The 16,305-nt window shown below is 62.3% G+C and carries 13 protein-coding genes; 12 read left to right on the forward strand and 1 reads right to left on the reverse strand.

Annotated elements, in window-relative coordinates:
• The 12 genes from AC0KW6_RS21825 to AC0KW6_RS21880 all read left to right on the forward strand — a co-directional run.
• Window positions 1-2,013: right-handed parallel beta-helix repeat-containing protein (locus AC0KW6_RS21825; protein ID WP_474036100.1), on the forward strand; the 2,013-nt coding region annotated here is incomplete at its 5' end.
• A gap of 170 nt (window positions 2,014-2,183) precedes the next feature.
• Window positions 2,184-2,465 carry a hypothetical protein gene (locus tag AC0KW6_RS21830; RefSeq protein ID WP_474036101.1) on the forward strand — a complete coding sequence of 94 codons (282 nt, stop codon included), beginning with the start codon at window positions 2,184-2,186 and terminating at the stop codon, window positions 2,463-2,465.
• Between the two features lie 245 nt (window positions 2,466-2,710).
• The gene (locus AC0KW6_RS21835; protein WP_474036102.1) at window positions 2,711-3,391 is read left to right on the forward strand and encodes a sugar transferase; all 681 of its coding nucleotides are present in this window, start codon (window positions 2,711-2,713) and stop codon (window positions 3,389-3,391) included.
• Between the two features lie 159 nt (window positions 3,392-3,550).
• Window positions 3,551-5,350 carry an ABC transporter ATP-binding protein gene (locus AC0KW6_RS21840; RefSeq protein WP_474036103.1) on the forward strand — a complete coding sequence of 600 codons (1,800 nt, stop codon included), beginning with the start codon at window positions 3,551-3,553 and terminating at the stop codon, window positions 5,348-5,350.
• 33 nt (window positions 5,351-5,383) lie between these two features.
• Window positions 5,384-7,732, forward strand: coding sequence for a glycosyltransferase (locus AC0KW6_RS21845; RefSeq protein WP_474036104.1), 2,349 nt, complete (start codon window positions 5,384-5,386; stop codon window positions 7,730-7,732).
• The gene (locus AC0KW6_RS21850) at window positions 7,722-9,101 is read left to right on the forward strand and encodes a hypothetical protein (protein WP_474036105.1); all 1,380 of its coding nucleotides are present in this window, start codon (window positions 7,722-7,724) and stop codon (window positions 9,099-9,101) included. Before AC0KW6_RS21845 ends, AC0KW6_RS21850 begins: the two co-directional genes overlap by 11 nt.
• Window positions 9,070-10,041: a sulfotransferase family protein gene (locus tag AC0KW6_RS21855; RefSeq protein WP_474036106.1), complete on the forward strand. Its 972-nt coding sequence runs from the start codon at window positions 9,070-9,072 to the stop codon at window positions 10,039-10,041. The genes AC0KW6_RS21850 and AC0KW6_RS21855 overlap by 32 nt, the downstream gene beginning before the upstream one ends.
• Window positions 10,041-11,018, forward strand: coding sequence for a UDP-glucuronic acid decarboxylase family protein (locus tag AC0KW6_RS21860; protein WP_474036107.1), 978 nt, complete (start codon window positions 10,041-10,043; stop codon window positions 11,016-11,018). The genes AC0KW6_RS21855 and AC0KW6_RS21860 overlap by 1 nt, the downstream gene beginning before the upstream one ends.
• The gene (locus AC0KW6_RS21865) at window positions 11,015-11,860 is read left to right on the forward strand and encodes a glycosyltransferase family 2 protein (RefSeq protein WP_474036108.1); all 846 of its coding nucleotides are present in this window, start codon (window positions 11,015-11,017) and stop codon (window positions 11,858-11,860) included. Before AC0KW6_RS21860 ends, AC0KW6_RS21865 begins: the two co-directional genes overlap by 4 nt.
• Window positions 11,853-12,824, forward strand: a complete 972-nt coding sequence (locus AC0KW6_RS21870; RefSeq protein WP_474036109.1) for a glycosyltransferase family 2 protein — start codon at window positions 11,853-11,855, stop codon at window positions 12,822-12,824. Before AC0KW6_RS21865 ends, AC0KW6_RS21870 begins: the two co-directional genes overlap by 8 nt.
• Window positions 12,805-13,977, forward strand: coding sequence for a glycosyltransferase family 4 protein (locus AC0KW6_RS21875; RefSeq protein WP_474036110.1), 1,173 nt, complete (start codon window positions 12,805-12,807; stop codon window positions 13,975-13,977). The genes AC0KW6_RS21870 and AC0KW6_RS21875 overlap by 20 nt, the downstream gene beginning before the upstream one ends.
• A 13-nt stretch (window positions 13,978-13,990) precedes the next feature.
• A complete protein-coding gene (locus AC0KW6_RS21880; RefSeq protein ID WP_474036111.1) occupies window positions 13,991-15,130 on the forward strand; it encodes a glycosyltransferase family 4 protein in 1,140 nt (379 codons plus the stop codon).
• 146 nt (window positions 15,131-15,276) lie between these two features.
• On the opposite strand, the gene AC0KW6_RS21885 is transcribed toward AC0KW6_RS21880, so the two are convergent.
• The coding region (locus AC0KW6_RS21885) for a calcium-binding protein (RefSeq protein ID WP_474036112.1) at window positions 15,277-16,305 on the reverse strand (1,029 nt) is incomplete at its 5' end.

Consider the following 16,305-nt stretch of genomic DNA (forward strand, 5'->3'; position numbering starts at 1 on the left):
AGCCTCGACAGCAGCGCTTTCGAGGGCGGCTTCTACCAGGTCCGCATTGTCGGCGGCGATGACGCCACGGTGACCGGCAGCCATTTCCGCAATTCGCTGGGCGACGGCATCAAGACCACCGCCACCCCCAGCGGCGACGGCCCCGAGCGGATGACGGTCTCGGACAGTTTCTTTGAGGGCAACCACCGCGACGGGATTGATGCCGCGGGCGGCTTCAAGGACGGCAAGGTGCTGAATTCGGTGTTTTACGACAACGGCGTCAGCGGCATCGACATCAAGAGCCTGTACAAGGTCAGTTCGGATTTCGACGCCAGCAAGCAGAACCACAACATCAGCATTTCCGGCAGCGAGTTCATCGACAGCCCCAACGGGGTGGTTGTCACCGTGCTCAACCCCAACGGCCTGCTGAACAGCAGCAATGCGCATCTGATGCCGCATGACATCCAGGTCACCGACTCGATCTTCGAGAATACGGCGTCGACCAACACCCGGGCTTTCCTGATCAAGGACGGCTATGACATCAGCTGGGAGGGGATCAGCCTGCTCGGAAATGTCAGCGAATTGCGTTTCCTCGGGGCCGAAGCGCCCAGCCCGTCCGGCAACAATCTCGGCGGCGGCATCGAGACCACCGGCGCGGCGCGCAAACAGTCCGCCAGCGAGCTGTGGTCCGGCTCTGCCGGCCCGGTTGCAGACGGCGGAACCGGCGGCGGCACCGGGGGGCCTGAGCCTGAACCGCAGCCTGAGCCGCAACCCGAGCCTGAGCCGCAGCCCGAGCCTGAGCCGCAGCCCGAGCCGCAGCCGCAACCCAACCCGGATGAAGGCGGCTCCGGCCCGGCCGGGAGCGGGGAGCTGCTGTTCCAGCGGTCCGGTGCAATGGAGTTCGACGGCACGGCCTCCAAGGTGATCGAGGTGGCGCCGGCAACCGATACCAATGTCCAGTCCGCAACGATCTCCTTTGAGTTCAATGCGGACAAGGTCAGCGGCAGCCAGGGGCTTGTGTCCAAGGATGCCGGCGGCACAACCGTGAACAACGGGCATTTCACCTCCTACATCAAGGGCGGCACATTGCATGTCCGTTTCCAGGAAGATGCCGCGTCGAAGGCGCTCACGATGGACGGCATTGAGGCGCACAAGGACTATGCCGTGCGCACCAGCTTTGGCGACGGCCAGGTTTCCCTGTGGGTCAACGATGTTCTGGCCGACACGGCCGCCTTTGATGTGAACTGGCTGGACAACGGCGAGTACATCCAGATCGGCGCAAACGGCTGGGCCAGCGCCTCCGGCGAGGCCGGCTTTAAGAATGCCTTTGATGGCACCATCTCCAATGTCGCGATTACCGAAGGTTTCAACACCGCGGCAACAGGCGGCGGAACGGAAAGCGGCAGCAGCACCCCTCTGCCGCCGGAAGAGGGCACTGGCACCGACAGCTCCGAAGGCTCCACGGAAAGCCCGCAGCCGGACACCGGCCTGCCCGCGCTTGCAGACGTCTTCGAGCTGGATGGCCCAATGGAATTCGACGGCACGAAAGCATCAGTGCAGGAGTTTGCGCCGGACCAGAAGCTGCAGGCAGAGGCCGCCGAAATCGCCTTCACCTTCAATGCTGACACAGTCAGCGGGCGCCAGGGCCTGGTTTCGAAAGATGCTTATGGCGCGGATGTCAACGACGGGCATTTCACCAGCTACATCAGCAACGGATCGCTGTTCGTGCGGTTTCAGGAAGGGGACGCGTCTGAAACCTTCGAGGTCGCGGGCATTCAGGAAGACACGGATTACACTGTCAACGCCAGCTTCGGCGGCGGCGAAGTGGCGCTGCGGCTGAACGGCACGCTTGCAGGAGAGGCGGACTTCGAGTTCGATTGGCTCGACAACGCTGAATACCTTCAGGTTGGCGCAAATGGCTGGGCCAGCAAATCCGGTGAAGCAGGTTTCAGAGATGCGTTTGACGGGACCATCAGCGATCTCGCCATTGTCACTGGCAGCGAGGCCCTGAGCGACGAGTTCCTGCTCGTCTGAAAAGGATGCGGTGCAGGGCGGCGTTCCTGCACCGCAGTCTCCATGGGGGAAGCCGCATGACAGATCAGGAAACAGCCGCAGTTTCCAGCAGCAGGGACGGCTGCGGGCAAAACGCGCGCCTTCGGGAGGCCGTCATTTCTCCGCAAAACCGTGTCGTCCTCTAGCTTCCCATGCAGGGCCGGAATAACAATATCTTACATGCTTCAGGTCCAAGGTTCGGTATGGCGATTCCTTCATTCTTTATTTCAGTTTGCGCAATGTGGATTTTTACACTTACCCTTTGGTTGCATTTTGATTTAACGCTTCCTTCCTCGGTTGCTATCGGTTTTCTGGCCGCCATTTTCCTGTTTTTTTCAGGGCTTTTTGCGGGCAGATTTATATCAAATAATTCAATGCGTTCTGATCGCCGCGGCCTGCGCTCCCGGGTCATTCGCTTGAACCGGCGCCATTAAAATTTTTCCGCCTGTTTTTTGGCGCATATTCATAAAATTTTACCTTGGCAGAACGGCGGACGGACGGCATACTTGCAATGCGGCCTGCTTGCAGTGTGTTTCATGGGCCGTGTGTAGAGGTCTGGGGGGACTGATTTTCAGAGATTCACATGCCCGTCCTGCCCGTTTTCCGGGCTGGAATATTAACTGCGGGCAGCCGGTTTCTGTGCCCTCCCTGTGTGGGTTAGTAGACGGTTATCAGTTCAATGAAAAATGGTGTTGTGTTAAAAGCCGCCGCAAAGCGGTATTATTACCCAAGCGGTGAGAGGGAAAATCTTTCAGGGACATTTGCCCGTTCGGCGAAACGGCGCATTTACCTGATTTCAAAACGTGCTGCAGACATTCTGATCAGTCTGGCTTCGTTGCCGCTGCTGTTTGGAATTTGCTGCGTTCTTCTTTGCCTGAATCCGTTCCGGAACCCGGGGCGCCTGTTTTTCCTGCAGCAGCGCTGCGGACAGAACGGGCGGGGGTTCACGATGGTCAAGTTCCGGACCATGACCCGCAGCGGCGCAGGCCGGCGGGGGGCGGATGATCCTCTGGAAAAGTCCCGCATCACGCCCCTGGGGCATTGGATGCGCGACACCAAGATGGATGAGCTGCCGCAGATCCTGAACGTTCTGATGGGGCAGATGAGCCTGATCGGCCCGAGACCGGAAATCTGTTCTTTTGTCGAAGCTTACAGGAAAGCCATTCCCGGCTATGGGATCCGGGAGACGGTCAAACCGGGCATGAGCGGCTATGCGCAAGTGACCCAAGGGTATACCGACTGCATCGAAAAGGTCCGCGAAAAGACGCAGCTTGATGCCTACTATGTTAACAACATGGGGTGGCAGCTGGATCTGTTCGTATTAGTTGCAACGGTCAAGATCGTGTTTGGCTGGCGGTAACGCCTCTAATGAAAGCAATCTTGTGCAATGTGATTTGGTGCCGGTTTCATCGAAGCTGAGCGGGGCGGTAATGAGTGTCCTGCCCGGCTGTCTTCAGAAAACAGAGCGGCCGGGGCGGCCGTTTTCACTCAGCAGTTCCGCGCAGAGCCGGAGGGCATCATGAAAAGCCTGAAACTGGCATTGCGCTTGCTCACGCCGGCGGAGCGCAAAACTGCGATGCTTATCATGCCGCTGATTATCCTGAGCGGATTTGCGGATATGGTGGGGGTTGCAATGATCTTCCCTTTTCTGAAGGTGCTTGGCGAACCCGGGCTGATCCAGACCAACACCTCCTTGTCGTTTCTCTATACCAAGGGCGGCTTCGGCAGCGCCGATGAATTCATTTTCGCCCTGGGCGGTGTGTTCTGTGTCATGCTTGTCGCAACCGCGGGTTTGAAAATAGTGACGGTCTATGTCGCCAACCGCTGGCTTGAGGGGCGGATCCACAGCCTGTCAAGACGCCTGCTGGCGGCCTACCTGAAGCAGCCGTACCCATTCATGCTGCAGCGCAACAGCAGCGAGCTGGTGGCGAATATGCTGTCCGAGACATCGCGCATTGTCTCGCAGATCTTCCGGGCTTTTTCCGAGTTTGTCGTCTCTGCTGTGACGTTGTTTTTCCTGGTGGCGCTCCTGCTGGTGATCAACCCGTCGGTGACCCTGCTGGCGATGGGGATCTTTTCCGGGCTGTATGCGGTTTTGCTGTTTTCAGTGCGCCGGATCTCAAACCGGCTCGGGCAGACGATCCTCAGCACCAACCGCAAGCGGCACCGGCTGGCAATGGAGGCGCTGATTGGCGGCAAGCAGGTCAGGCTGCTGAACCGGGAGCGGAATCTGATCGAAAGATATTCGGTTCCGTCTTCGGGCTATGCCAATGCAAATGCGCTGTCCAACACCGTCCGGATGGCGCCGCGCCACCTTATCGAATCCGTTGCGATAGGCGGCACTGTGCTGCTGACCCTGTTCCTGTCTGCCCGCAGCGGCGGCACCGGCAGCGCCGCAATGGCCGATATGCTGCCGACGCTCGGCGTCTTCGTGCTGGCGCTTTACCGGATGATGCCAGCGTTTCAGCGCGGATATAACGCGTCCGTTTCGCTGCGGCTGAGCAGCGCGTCCGCGAATTCCATCCTTGCGGATTTCCAAAGCGCGGAAAACCTGCCGCCCCTGCCGGACGCGGTTGTTCCCATGCGCTTCCAGGAGAGCATCGAGTTCAAGGATGTCTGCTTCAGGTATCCTGGAGCAGAGGAGGACAGCCTCAGAAACGTGACCTTCACGATTGCGGCGGGCATGTCTGTGGGGATTGTCGGCCGGACGGGCGCCGGCAAGACGACACTGATGGATCTCATCCTGGGGCTGCTGGAACCGAGCCGCGGTGAAATTCTGATTGATGGCCGCCAGCTGTCGCATAAAGAAGTCCGGGCATGGCGGGCCAATGTCGGCTATGTCCAGCAGGACATTTACCTGAGCGACGCCACGATCGCGCAGAATATCGCCTTTGGTGTCCCCGAAGCGGACATTGATGACCGGCAAATGCAAAAGGCGGCGCGCATGGCGCAGATCGAGGACTTCATCCTCAATGAGCTGCCCGAGGGATACGGCACCTTTGTCGGCGAGCGCGGGGTGCGGCTTTCGGGCGGCCAGCGGCAGCGTCTCAGCATTGCCCGCGCCCTGTACCCCGAGCCCGAAGTCATCGTGTTCGACGAAGCGACAAGTGCCCTCGACAACGCCACAGAGGCCCAGGTGATGGCAGAGATTTCCAAGCTTGCGGGGTCGCAGACGCTGATCATGGTTGCCCACCGGCACACCACCGTGCGGGACTGCGACATCATCCTGACGCTGGAGAACGGCGAGCTCAAATCCATCGCCGATTACGCCAGCCTGTTCGGCGCCGGCACTCCCATCACCGTGGCAGCCGGGGGGTGATCTGATGGGCCTTGCCAAAAACCAGGCAGGGCGGTGCCGGCCGGGAGCGGGCCGGTGATCCGGGTGGCGTTCGGATCGGTGCCGAAAGACAGCGGCACCTTCACCTTCTACCGCAACATGCGGCCTGCGCTGCTGGAACATGGCATCGATCTGCGCTGTGTCGCGGCGGGCCGGGACCAGGCGAGCCTGACCGATCCGGCGTTTGCCGATGACGGATGCGTCCTGCTGGCGGAAAGATGCACAAGCCTGAAGAAACAGGCCCGCAGTTTTGCGGACTGGTGTGCGGCCGAACAGATCGACGCGGTGTTCGGCGTCAACTCTCCCGCCATCCTCAGCGCCCTGCCGCATCTTCCCGCGCAGGTGCGGGCCCTGGCCCGCTGCGCCAACGGGTTCGAAGAAGGCTACCGGCTGACCCTGATCGGCCAGGAACGGCTTGCGCGGATTGTGGCGCTGACGCCGCGGCTGCAAGAGGACCTGATAGCGGACTATGGTGTCAGCCCGGACAAAATTGCCCTGATCCCCAACGGGGTGCCGTCCGAACGGTTTGCCGCGGCGGCCCGGGCGGTGCGGGGCAGGGGCGAGGTTCTGAGACTGGGATTCCTGGGCAGGCTGGAGCACCGGCAGAAGGGGGTCATGCATCTGCCCGCCATTCTGCACCATCTTGAAGCCGCCAGGGTGCCTTACCGGCTGCAGATCGCAGGCCAGGGCAAAGACGAGCCGGACCTGCGCAGGGCACTTGGCGGGCTGGCTGACCCGGGCGCAGTGCGCTTCCTTGGAAGCCTTGCCCCCAAGGACATCCCGGGGTTTCTGGAAGACACCGATGTCTTTCTGTTCCCGTCGCATTTCGAAGGCTGCCCGAACGCATTGCTGGAAGCGATGGCGGCAGGGGCTGTGCCGCTGGCCTGGACCTTGCCGGGCATAACCGATTTCCTGATCGATGAGGGCAAAACGGGTTTCCTGGCGGAAACCGGTGACAGCGCGGCGCTCGCAAGCCGGATTGGAAGCCTGGCAAGGGACCGGAGGCAATTGCAGGCGATGAGCCAGGCGGTCTCCGCAGCCGCCCGCAACCGGTTTTCGCGCGAGAACTGCCTGCGGGCCTATGTGGCGCTCTTTAAGGCGGTGATGTCGGAACCGCCCCCGGACTGGCGGCCGGTGCCCTGGGACGCCTTTTCAGCTCCGGCGCTGTTCCGGCAGCATCCGCTGGCGCGGATCCTGCCCGCCAGGCAGCGCAAGGCGTTGCGCAGGGTCTTCAGCCGGGCCCGCCGGCAGCCGCCGCCTGCCAGTTCAGACCCGGCGCCGCCGCGTGTCTTTCAGATCATCAACAGCATTGACATGAAACGCGGCGGCGCCGAGCGCATGGCCCGCAGCCTGCATGCCCGGCTGCAGTCGCAAGGGATCGACGCCCATCTTGTCTCGCTTGAGGGCTTTGGCGATGGCTGCGTGCCGGAAGGGGCCGTGTCGCTTGGGGTGAAAAGCCCCTATGATCCGCGCGCCTTCAGCCGGCTGGCCGCTTATGCAAGACGCATCCGTCCTGGCGACGTGGTCCATGCGCATCTGTTTCCCTCCAGCCTGTATCTCTCGCTTCTGGTCCGGACGGGCGTGCTTGCAGCCCCGGTGCTGTTTACCGAACACAGCACCTCGAACAACCGCAGGTCAAACCTGTTCGGACGGGCCATCGACAGGCAGGTGTACGGCGCTTTCAAACAGATCATTGCCATCAGCCAGGGGGTAAGGTCCGAACTCAGGAACGCCCGCCCCTGGGTCAAGGGGGTCACCGTTATTCCCAATGGCTGCCCGCTGTTTTTTGAAACACCGATCACGCGCGGGCCCAGGGAAGAGCCTTTAACCCTGCTGTCGGTGGGGCGGCTGTCCCCGGCCAAGAACTTCGAGGCCGCCTTGGAGGCCCTGGCCATGCTGATGCCCTGCAGCCTGCGCTATGTCATTGCCGGCGACGGGCCAGAACTTGCCGCGCTCCGCAACACCGCCGCGCGGCTTGGCATATCCGGCGCGGTGGAGTTTGCGGGATATGTGCCTGACATCAGGGACCTGCTGCAGAAGGCGGACATCTTCCTGATACCCTCCCTGTGGGAGGGCTTCGGGCTGGCGGCGGTTGAAGGCATGAACGCGGCCTTGCCGGTCATTGCATCCGATGTTCCGGGGCTGCGCGAGGTTGTCGGCCCGGACGGGCAGGCCGCCCTTCTGGTCGACCCTGAACAGCCGGCCCAAATCGCCGCTGCAATCCGCAGGCTTGCCGCGTCTCCTGATCTGCGGGCGCAATTGGGGCAAAAAGGCTTTGAGCGGTCCCAGAGCTTTAAAATCGAAGACTTCGTGACGGCCCATCTGAACCTCTACTCGAAAGTGAGGCATGGCTATGGGCTATAGACCTCACGGCGCCACCCCGGGCATCGGCCTGTTCGCCGTCTTTGTATTTGTCCTTCTCGCGGTGCCGAAGCTGAATTTCAAGCTTGGTCCTGTGCCTGTCTACATCATAGATCTGCTGATCCTGGCGCTGATCCTGAAGGCGCTGAACCTGCCGGTGATGCGGACCGGAAGGGTGTTTTCCGCGACCGTCAAAGTGATCCTTTTCCTTGCGCTCAGCAGCGAATTGATCGGGGTTCTGACCTTCGGAACCTTGACGGACTCGCTCTACATTTCCACCCGCACCTGCCTGGCCTTCAGCGTTTTCTTCATCGCCGGGGCGATGGTCCGGACGCCGCAGGATGTGTCCGTCATTCTGCGCGCGGCGGCATTGGGCCTTCTGGTCACGGCCTCCTTGATGATCCTCACGTCGCTGCCCATGACGCGTGCGTTTGTGGTGGACATGGTGTTTTCCAACAAGTTTCTCGAGCCCGCGTCGGAAGGCGTGGGGGCGCGGTACGGGGCAGGGGACAGCGGGGTCCGCGGCCGGACCCTGGTTGGCGTTTCGATACTGGGCGCATCTTTCATCAACGCCTGCTGGCCGCTTGCGGCGCTGCTGCTGCGCTGGCCGTGGCCGCTTGGGCCGGTCTGGCGGGCCATTGCGCTGACCGCCTGCCTGCTGGCGCCGATGGGGGTTGTGATGAGCTATTCCCGCGGGCCGGTACTGGGCAGCCTGCTCATCCTGCTGACGGTGCTGCTCTACGGGTTCAAATATGTGCGCCGGGGGATTTTGCTTCCGGTCGCGGTCAGCACCACCGTCATTCTGGCTGTCGGCATTTCCTCCCAGCTGTTTTTCTTTGACCGCCTGTCGAACCGCAGCCAGGCGATCCTGGAGAACCCCTTTCAGGATGAGCGCGAAAGCGAGCGCATCCTGGCCTATGTCGAGCCCTTTCAGCATCTTGTCAGAGAGCCGCAGTTCCTTGCTCTGGGAGAGGGGATTACCGTCAGGTATTCGGACAGCTGGGTGGTGCCGGAGCAGGCAGGGAAAGCAACGCATGCTGCATTTGCGATGGCATACTACAGTTATGGGATGCTTGCTGCAGTCCTTTATGGCTCCATGGTGCTGCGCGCATTGAGCTTCACCGGGCGGCTCGCCAAACGGAAAAATTCCTTTACCGGATTGCTGTCGCAGTCCCTGCTGCTGTCGGTTGTCGCTCTGCTGCCCTGGGTGGCGTTCGGGCATGCATCAATCTCGACGCCGCGCGGGGCAATGCTTTTCTTCTTTGTCATCGGACTTATTTCGTCTCTTACGAACTTTTCCGCGGTGCCGCGCCCGGCAATGACAGCGAAACGGAGGTCTCATGCCCAGCATCGTGCTCCTGCTCTCAGATAAGCGTTCTGGCTCAACGATGTTTCAGAACGAAATCTGCCGGCACCCGGCCGTTCAGACCGTGCCCTATTCGCCGCATTCCAATCTGGAGACCCACTGGTGGCTGATGGCGGCGGTGCTGCTGCGCCGCCCCGGGCAGCTGTTCAGTGCGGGACGGGTATATGACGGGTACGGCAGCCGGGCAAATGCGCGCGCCTATATGGTGGACCTGCTGGCGCATTGTGTCCCGGATTTCCAGCCGCCGGAAGACGACCGCGCCCTTGTATTCGATGGCTGGGAAGCCTTGTGCCGCACCTTTGCCCGCCCGGTGTTCTTTGAGAAATCCCCGCAATTCATCGCCCATTGGGCGGCCCTGAGCCTGATCCTGGAATGGATGGAGACGACCGCCTTCGACGTGAAGATCGTGGCTATGGTCCGCAACCCGCACGGCACGATGTATTCCGCAGCGGCGCTCTTCGGGACGGATCCCTGCGCGCGGCAATACGGCTGGCTCGAAATCGGCCGCAATATCCTGGCACTCGAACAGATGCTGCCTGAAAGCAAGTTCCTGAAGATCCGCTACGAAGACCTGGTGCAGGAGCCTGCCGAAGGTTTTGCCGGTATTTGCCGGTTTGCCGGCCTCGCGCCGGACCCCCGGGCCGGCTCCGGAACGCATGCGAAATCCTCGGAAAAATGGAAGCAGGACGGCAGCTACAGTTTGCAGCTTGATCCGGCCGTGCGGCAGCTGGCCGAGCATTTTGGCTACAGCTGCGCCGATCTGGACAATCCGCAGGCGGCCGGGGCCGGCGGCGCACCGAAGACATTCAAGCGCCGTGCCGCCCGGCGGCGCCTCAACCGGCTCAGAGACAGGCTCGTTCAGCCGGTATTGCTGCGTCTGCGCAGTGCTTTCAGGCGGAAACCGGCAAAAGACGATTCACTTAGCAACCCAGGCGTGGAGTCATAATGAGTATCAACAAACAGGTATTGGTGACAGGCGGCGCAGGTTTTATCGGCTCTCATCTGATCGACCGGCTGATCGCGGACGGTGCCGACGTCTTATGCGTCGACAATTTTTACACGGGCACAAAGCCGAACATCTATCACTTGACGAACAACGTCCATTTCGAGCTGATCCGCCACGATGTCACGTTTCCGCTCTATGTCGAGGTCGACGCGATCTTCAACCTCGCCTGCCCGGCCTCGCCGGTCCATTATCAGCACGACCCGATCCAGACCACGAAAACCAGCGTGCATGGCGCCATCAACCTGCTGGGGCTGGCCAAGCGCCTGAAATGCCCGATCCTGCAGGCCTCCACCAGCGAAGTCTATGGCGACCCCAAGGTGAACCCCCAGCGGGAGGATTACTGGGGCAATGTCAATCCGATCGGCCCGCGGTCCTGCTACGACGAAGGCAAGCGCTGCGCAGAGACGCTGTTCTTCGACTATCACCGGCAGACCGGGCTGGACGTCAAGGTGGCGCGTATCTTCAACACCTATGGCCCCAGGATGCATCCGAACGACGGGCGGGTGGTGTCGAACTTCATCGTGCAGGCGCTGAAAGGAGAGCCGATAACGCTGTTCGGCGACGGCATGCAGACACGCTCGTTCTGCTATGTCAGCGATCTTGTCGAAGCGATCGTTCGCTTCATGGGCGCCGGACCGGACTGCCATGGCCCGATGAACCTGGGCAACCCGGTCGAAATCACCATCAGAGAACTGGCCGAACGCATCGTGGAAATGACAGGGTCGCAGTCCCAGATTGTCTTCCGCCCCCTGCCGCAGGATGACCCGATGCAGCGCCGTCCGGATATTTCCCTGGCCAAGAGCGCGCTGGACTGGGCGCCCGCCGTGCCGCTCGAAGACGGGCTGGCCAGGACAATCGACTATTTTGACGGGCTGCTGTCGCAGACGGCTCCGGACATGGCCAGGGCTGAGCAATGAACGCATATGACCCCCCCACTGCCACACTCGGAGTTGTCGCCATCAGCTACAACGAGGAAGAGGATCTGCCCGGCTTTCTTGCCAATCTGATTGGCTGGGTCGACGAAATAATCATTGTGGATGACGGATCGACCGACCGCACCGAGGAGATCTGCGCGGCGGCAGGCGGCACTGTCCGGTTTCTCCGGTCTCCGCGCAAGGCAGGCGAATATTACAGCGACCAGCGCAACAAGGGCATCGCCGCCGCGGCCAGCAACTGGCTGCTGCATATGGATATCGATGAGCGTGTCTCCCGGGAGCTCGCCGGGGAAATCCGGGAAGCCATCAAAGATGAGCAGAAGGATGGCTACCGCTTCCGGCGGCTCAATCATTTCATGCACCGGCCGATGCAGGGCGGCGGCTGGCAGGATTGGAACCTGATCCACCTGGCCCGGCGTGACTTGTTCCATTTCGGCGGCATGTTCCACGAGACCTGCCACCTGGATGCGCCTTCGCAAAGGGTCGGCCAGCTCAGTGGCAGGATGATCCATTTCAACGAGCACAACTTTGAAAAGCGCCTGAAGAAAAGCTCGACCTATCTGGAAGAAGTCGTCAAGCATGTTGAAAAGAGCAAAAGAACAGTCCGGGGCTGGCAGATCCTGTGGGCGCCGGCCAAGGAATTCCTGAAGAAGTATTTTTACAAGAAGGGCTTTCTCGATGGCACGCCGGGGCTGATTTCGGCGCTGCATTCGGCGACGGCTGTTTTCCGCGCCTATGCGCTGGTCTGGGACCGGCAGAACCGCATTTCGCGGGCGGAACTGGAACGCCAGGTGTCCTGGGCGGCGGCGGACCGCAATGGCTGAAGCCGCGCCAAAGGTCTCGGTTGTGGTGCCCGCGTATAACCGGGGCCACCTGATATGCGAGGCGCTGGACAGCGTGCAGGCGCAGACCTTCCGCAGCCTGGAGATCATTGTCATCGATGACGGCTCGACGGATGACACCCGGGCGCGGGTTGCCCAATGGGCACAAACCGCCCCGCTGCCGGTGGTGTATGAAAAACAGCCCAATGCCGGGGGCAATGCGGCCCGCAACCGCGGAATAGACAGGGCGCGCGGCCAGTTCGTTGCCTTTCTCGACAGCGACGATCTTTGGCATCCGCAAAAGCTTGAAAAGCAATTGGCGCGCCGCGCCGCGTGTCCGCAGTTTGGTGCCATCTATTGCGGCATCAGGGAAACCGACGCCGAAAGCGGCGTTCAGATCTCGGTCCCGCGGCATGCGTTTCCGGAAGGCGACCTGCTGAACGCCTTGCTGGTCCGCGATGTAACGGCGCCGACCTCGGCATATCTTGTGGAGCGGAAGCTGCTGATCGCAGCGGGCAAATTCGATCTTGAGCTTGCCGCCCGGCAGGACTGGGACATGTGGATACGCATTGCCCGGTTGTCCCCGATCGGCTGTGTGCCAGAGGTTCTGGTGGATCTGCGCCACCATTCTGGACCGCGGACGGTTTCGGATCCGTCGCGCGAGCTGCGCGCGCACAAGCGGATACTGGCCAAATATGCGCCGCTCCGGTCCCGCCGCGGCTGGTGGCTTCCCTGGGCGGCCCTGGCGGGGTTTCACCGCCGGGCGGGCCGGGTCCAGTTCCATTATCTGGGCAAGCGCGGAGCCGCCATCCGCCACTATCTGATTGCCATCGCGCTCTGGCCGTTTGCGGCCGATTCCTGGGCGGCTCTGCTGGGCGCGTTTTTGCCAGCGGGTGCCCGCGGCCGGCTGAGGCGCATCTGGAACGGCCTGTTCGGGAGGACATTTCTTGCAATCCGCAACCATTGAACGCGCAGCGATGATCCCCGGGCAAGGGCTGCAGGTTGCCTGTTTCGCCAATCAGTTCGGCGACCGGCAGGGGCATGGGCTGGCGCGCTACGCGCGGGAGCTGCTGGAGGCGCTGCAAACCCTGGGCGGACCCGAAGTTGTTCCCGTTGCCGGCTGGTCGGGGCTGGGGCCGGCAGAGCTGGCGGCCCGCCAGCGGGAGACCGGGCTGAAGCTCACCGGGCTTGGCCGGCGCGGCACCTCGCTGCTCTGGACGTTTCTCGGGCGCCCGTCTCTTGAGGCCTGCCTGGACGCGCCGGTTGATGTTGTCCACGCCGTCTCCCTCGGCTACCCGGTGGCGACGCAAAAGCCCTTTGTCGTGACAATCCACGACCTCGGCCCCTTGCTTCATCCGGAATATTTCCGAAACACCCGCCCCTGGGTCATGAAACGCAGCCTTGATCAGGCGGTGCGCAAGGCGGATGTCATTGCCTGCGTGTCGCAATACACCGCGGACACCGTCCGGGAATATGCCGGCCCTGCGGTCGAGGCCCGGCTGCGCGTGGTGCTTGAAGGCGTCTCTGACGCTTTCTTCACCCCGGCGGACCCTGCGCTGCTGCACCGGTTTGCCTTGCCGCCCGATGCCCCCTTCATCCTCTCTGCCGGCGCGGCCAGCCCGCGCAAAAACCTGGCCGGCCTGCTGCGGGCGATGGCCTTGGCGGCAGACAGCATCCCGCATCATCTGGTGCTGGCCGGAGGTGCCGGCTGGGACAACGGGGAAATTGCCCAGGCGCTTGCCGCGCCGGCGCTGCGCAACCGCGTGCATCGCACCGGCTACGTTTCCGACCCGGAACTGCGGGCGCTTTATCAGGCCGCTGACCTCTATGTTCATCCGTCGCTGTTCGAAGGCTTCGGCCTGCCTGTGCTTGAGGCCATGGCCAGCGGCACGCCGGTTGTCGCCTCGGACCGGACGTCCCTTCCTGAGGTTGCAGGCCAGGCGGGATACCTGTGCGATGCCTCGGATCCGGAAGCCCTGGCCGCTGGCATCCTGCAGGTTTGCCGCTCCGAAGAGCTGAGCGCCCGCATGGCTGCAATGGGCCGCCTCCGCGCCAGGGCGTTCAGCTGGTCCAGCTGCGCCCGCGCGATGGCCGGAATGTACAGCGATGCGGCGTCATGACCTGGAAAATCCCATGAAACTTCTCGTGACCGTCAATTCCTCCTTCAACATCGTGAACTTCCGGTCCGGCCTGCTGCGCGCGCTGATGGAAGACGGCCACGAGATCGTCGTTCTGGCGCCGCGGGACGAATACACCGATGCAATTCCCAGCGGTGTCGGCTGCTCATATGTGGAACTGAAGATGGACCGCCGCGGCACCTCGCCGGTGCGGGAGGCGGGCTGCCTCAGGGCGATGATCGGGCATATCCGGTCTTTGCAGCCGGATGCGATCCTGAGCTACACGATCAAGAACAACCTGTATGCGGGGCTGGCGGCGCGTTTGACCGGGACGCCGATTATTCCGAATGTCACCGGTTTGGGGTCTGTGTTCTCGGGCAAAGGCCCTTTGGCCGCTTTTGCGGCACATGCCTACCGGCATGCCTTCCGCGCGGCGCCCATCGTCTTTTTCCAGAATCTTGAAGATCAGCAGCAGTTCCTGCGCGCCGGGCTGGTTGCGTCTGAAACCGCGAGACTGTTACCCGGATCGGGTGTTGACCTGGCGCGGTTCACGGCTTCCCCGGTGCCGGCGCGCCCCGATGCGCCTGTGTTCCTGCTGGTTGCCCGGCTGCTTTGGGAAAAAGGCCTGGCCGAATACGTTGAAGCCGCGCGGCAGGTGCGCAAGGTGTTCCCCAAGGCCGCATTCAGGCTCGCCGGCAGTCTTGAAGCCCCGAGCAAGGCAGCGGTTTGCGAAACGGTCCTGGCACAGTGGCAGGCGGAGGGGATCATCGAATACCTCGGCCGGCAGCGCGACATCCGCCCGGTGATCGAGGAGGCAACCTGCGTGGTCATGCCCAGCTATTACCGTGAGGGAACCCCGCGCGCCCTTCTGGAAGCCGGGGCCTGCGGGCGGCCGGTCATCACCACGGATACAGCCGGCTGCCGCACCGCGGTCATCGATGGGGAAAGCGGCTTTCTGGTGGCGCCGCGTGACAGCCAGGATCTGGGGCAGGCGATGCTGCGCGTCGCCGCAGCCTCACAGGAAACACTGCAGCAGATGGGCGCTGCGGGCCGGGCGCTTGCCGAGCGCCAGTTCGATGAGAAAATCGTGATCCGCGCCTACACGCAGGCGATCGCCGAAATTGCAGCCCGGCGTGAAGGCACCCGCGCGCTTTGAAACGCAGGCCTGCAAAACGTCTGAACAGCGGAGGCGCGCGCGCTGCGGAGGGGCCGCCTTCCGCAGCGCAACATATTCGTGGTTTGCCTAGGCCTGCACGGGCAAACCTGCAAGCCTAAGACAAGCGGCCTTACACAACGGCTGCGTCAGAACAGGAAATCTCCCGCTCCGATTTCCGATGGCTGAAGGTCCTGCAGCAGGACTGTCCCTGCACCGGTGTCAATCAATGTATCTCCGCCCTGGCTGCGGATCTCCAGGCTGCCATAGCTGCCGCCGCTTTGCTTCAGGCCGCTGAGGTCGATCACGTCGCTTCCGGAGGTGAAATCCACAATCGTGTCCTGACCGTGGCCCGCGGTGAAAACAAAGGCATCATTGCCATCGCCGCCCTTCATCTGGTCCGCGCCGTTGCCGCCATTGAGCGTATCATTGCCGCGGCCGCCATACAGGATGTCCTGGCCGCCGCCGCCCTTCACGACGTCCTTGTTGCCGCCGCCGAAAACGGTGTCTGCGCCGCTGCCGCCAAAGACCTTGTCCTGGCCGCCGCCGCCTTTGACGGTATCCTCGCCCGTGCCGCCTCTGAGCCGGTCTCTGCTGGCATAGCCAACCAGCATGTCCTGGCCGTCGAGCCCCTTGATAATGTCGGCGTCTTCCGTGCCATACAGGCTATTGTCCTGCGCGTTGCCGGTCATCAGATTGGGCTGCGGCTCAGGCTCGGGCTCAGCCCCGCCAGTGCCGCCGCCGGTTCCGCCGTCTGCAACCGGGCCGGCAGAGCCGGACCACAGCTCGCTGGCGGACTGTTTGCGCGCCGCGCCGGTGGTCTCGATGCCGCCGCCGAGATTGTTGCCGGACGGGCTGGGCGCTTCGGCCCCGAGGAAACGCAATTCGCTGACATTTCCGAGCAGGCTGATCCCCTCCCAGCTGATGTCATAGCCGTCCTTGATCAGGAAAGCCCGGGTGCTGGCCGACGCCGTATTCTCGAAGATCGAGTCGGTGACCTGGATGTCATGCGGCATCAGATGCGCATTGCTGCTGTTCAGCAGGCCGTTGGGGTTGAGCACGGTGACAACCACCCCGTTGGGGCTGTCGATGAACTCGCTGCCGGAAATGCTGATGTTGTGGTTCTGCTTGCTGGGGTCGAAATCGGCGCTGGTTTTATACAGGCTCTTGATGTCGAT

This window comes from Leisingera sp. SA215, assembly GCF_055902035.1.

Coding starts and splice junctions, on each gene's coding strand:
- AC0KW6_RS21865 (WP_474036108.1), top strand. CDS start 11,015: ATGAACGCATATGACCCCCCCACTGCCACACTCGGAGTTGTCGCCATC.
- AC0KW6_RS21860 (WP_474036107.1), top strand. CDS start 10,041: ATGAGTATCAACAAACAGGTATTGGTGACAGGCGGCGCAGGTTTTATC.
- AC0KW6_RS21835 (WP_474036102.1), top strand. CDS start 2,711: ATGAAAAATGGTGTTGTGTTAAAAGCCGCCGCAAAGCGGTATTATTAC.
- AC0KW6_RS21830 (WP_474036101.1), top strand. CDS start 2,184: ATGCAGGGCCGGAATAACAATATCTTACATGCTTCAGGTCCAAGGTTC.
- AC0KW6_RS21850 (WP_474036105.1), top strand. CDS start 7,722: ATGGGCTATAGACCTCACGGCGCCACCCCGGGCATCGGCCTGTTCGCC.
- AC0KW6_RS21840 (WP_474036103.1), top strand. CDS start 3,551: ATGAAAAGCCTGAAACTGGCATTGCGCTTGCTCACGCCGGCGGAGCGC.
- AC0KW6_RS21880 (WP_474036111.1), top strand. CDS start 13,991: ATGAAACTTCTCGTGACCGTCAATTCCTCCTTCAACATCGTGAACTTC.
- AC0KW6_RS21855 (WP_474036106.1), top strand. CDS start 9,070: ATGCCCAGCATCGTGCTCCTGCTCTCAGATAAGCGTTCTGGCTCAACG.
- AC0KW6_RS21870 (WP_474036109.1), top strand. CDS start 11,853: ATGGCTGAAGCCGCGCCAAAGGTCTCGGTTGTGGTGCCCGCGTATAAC.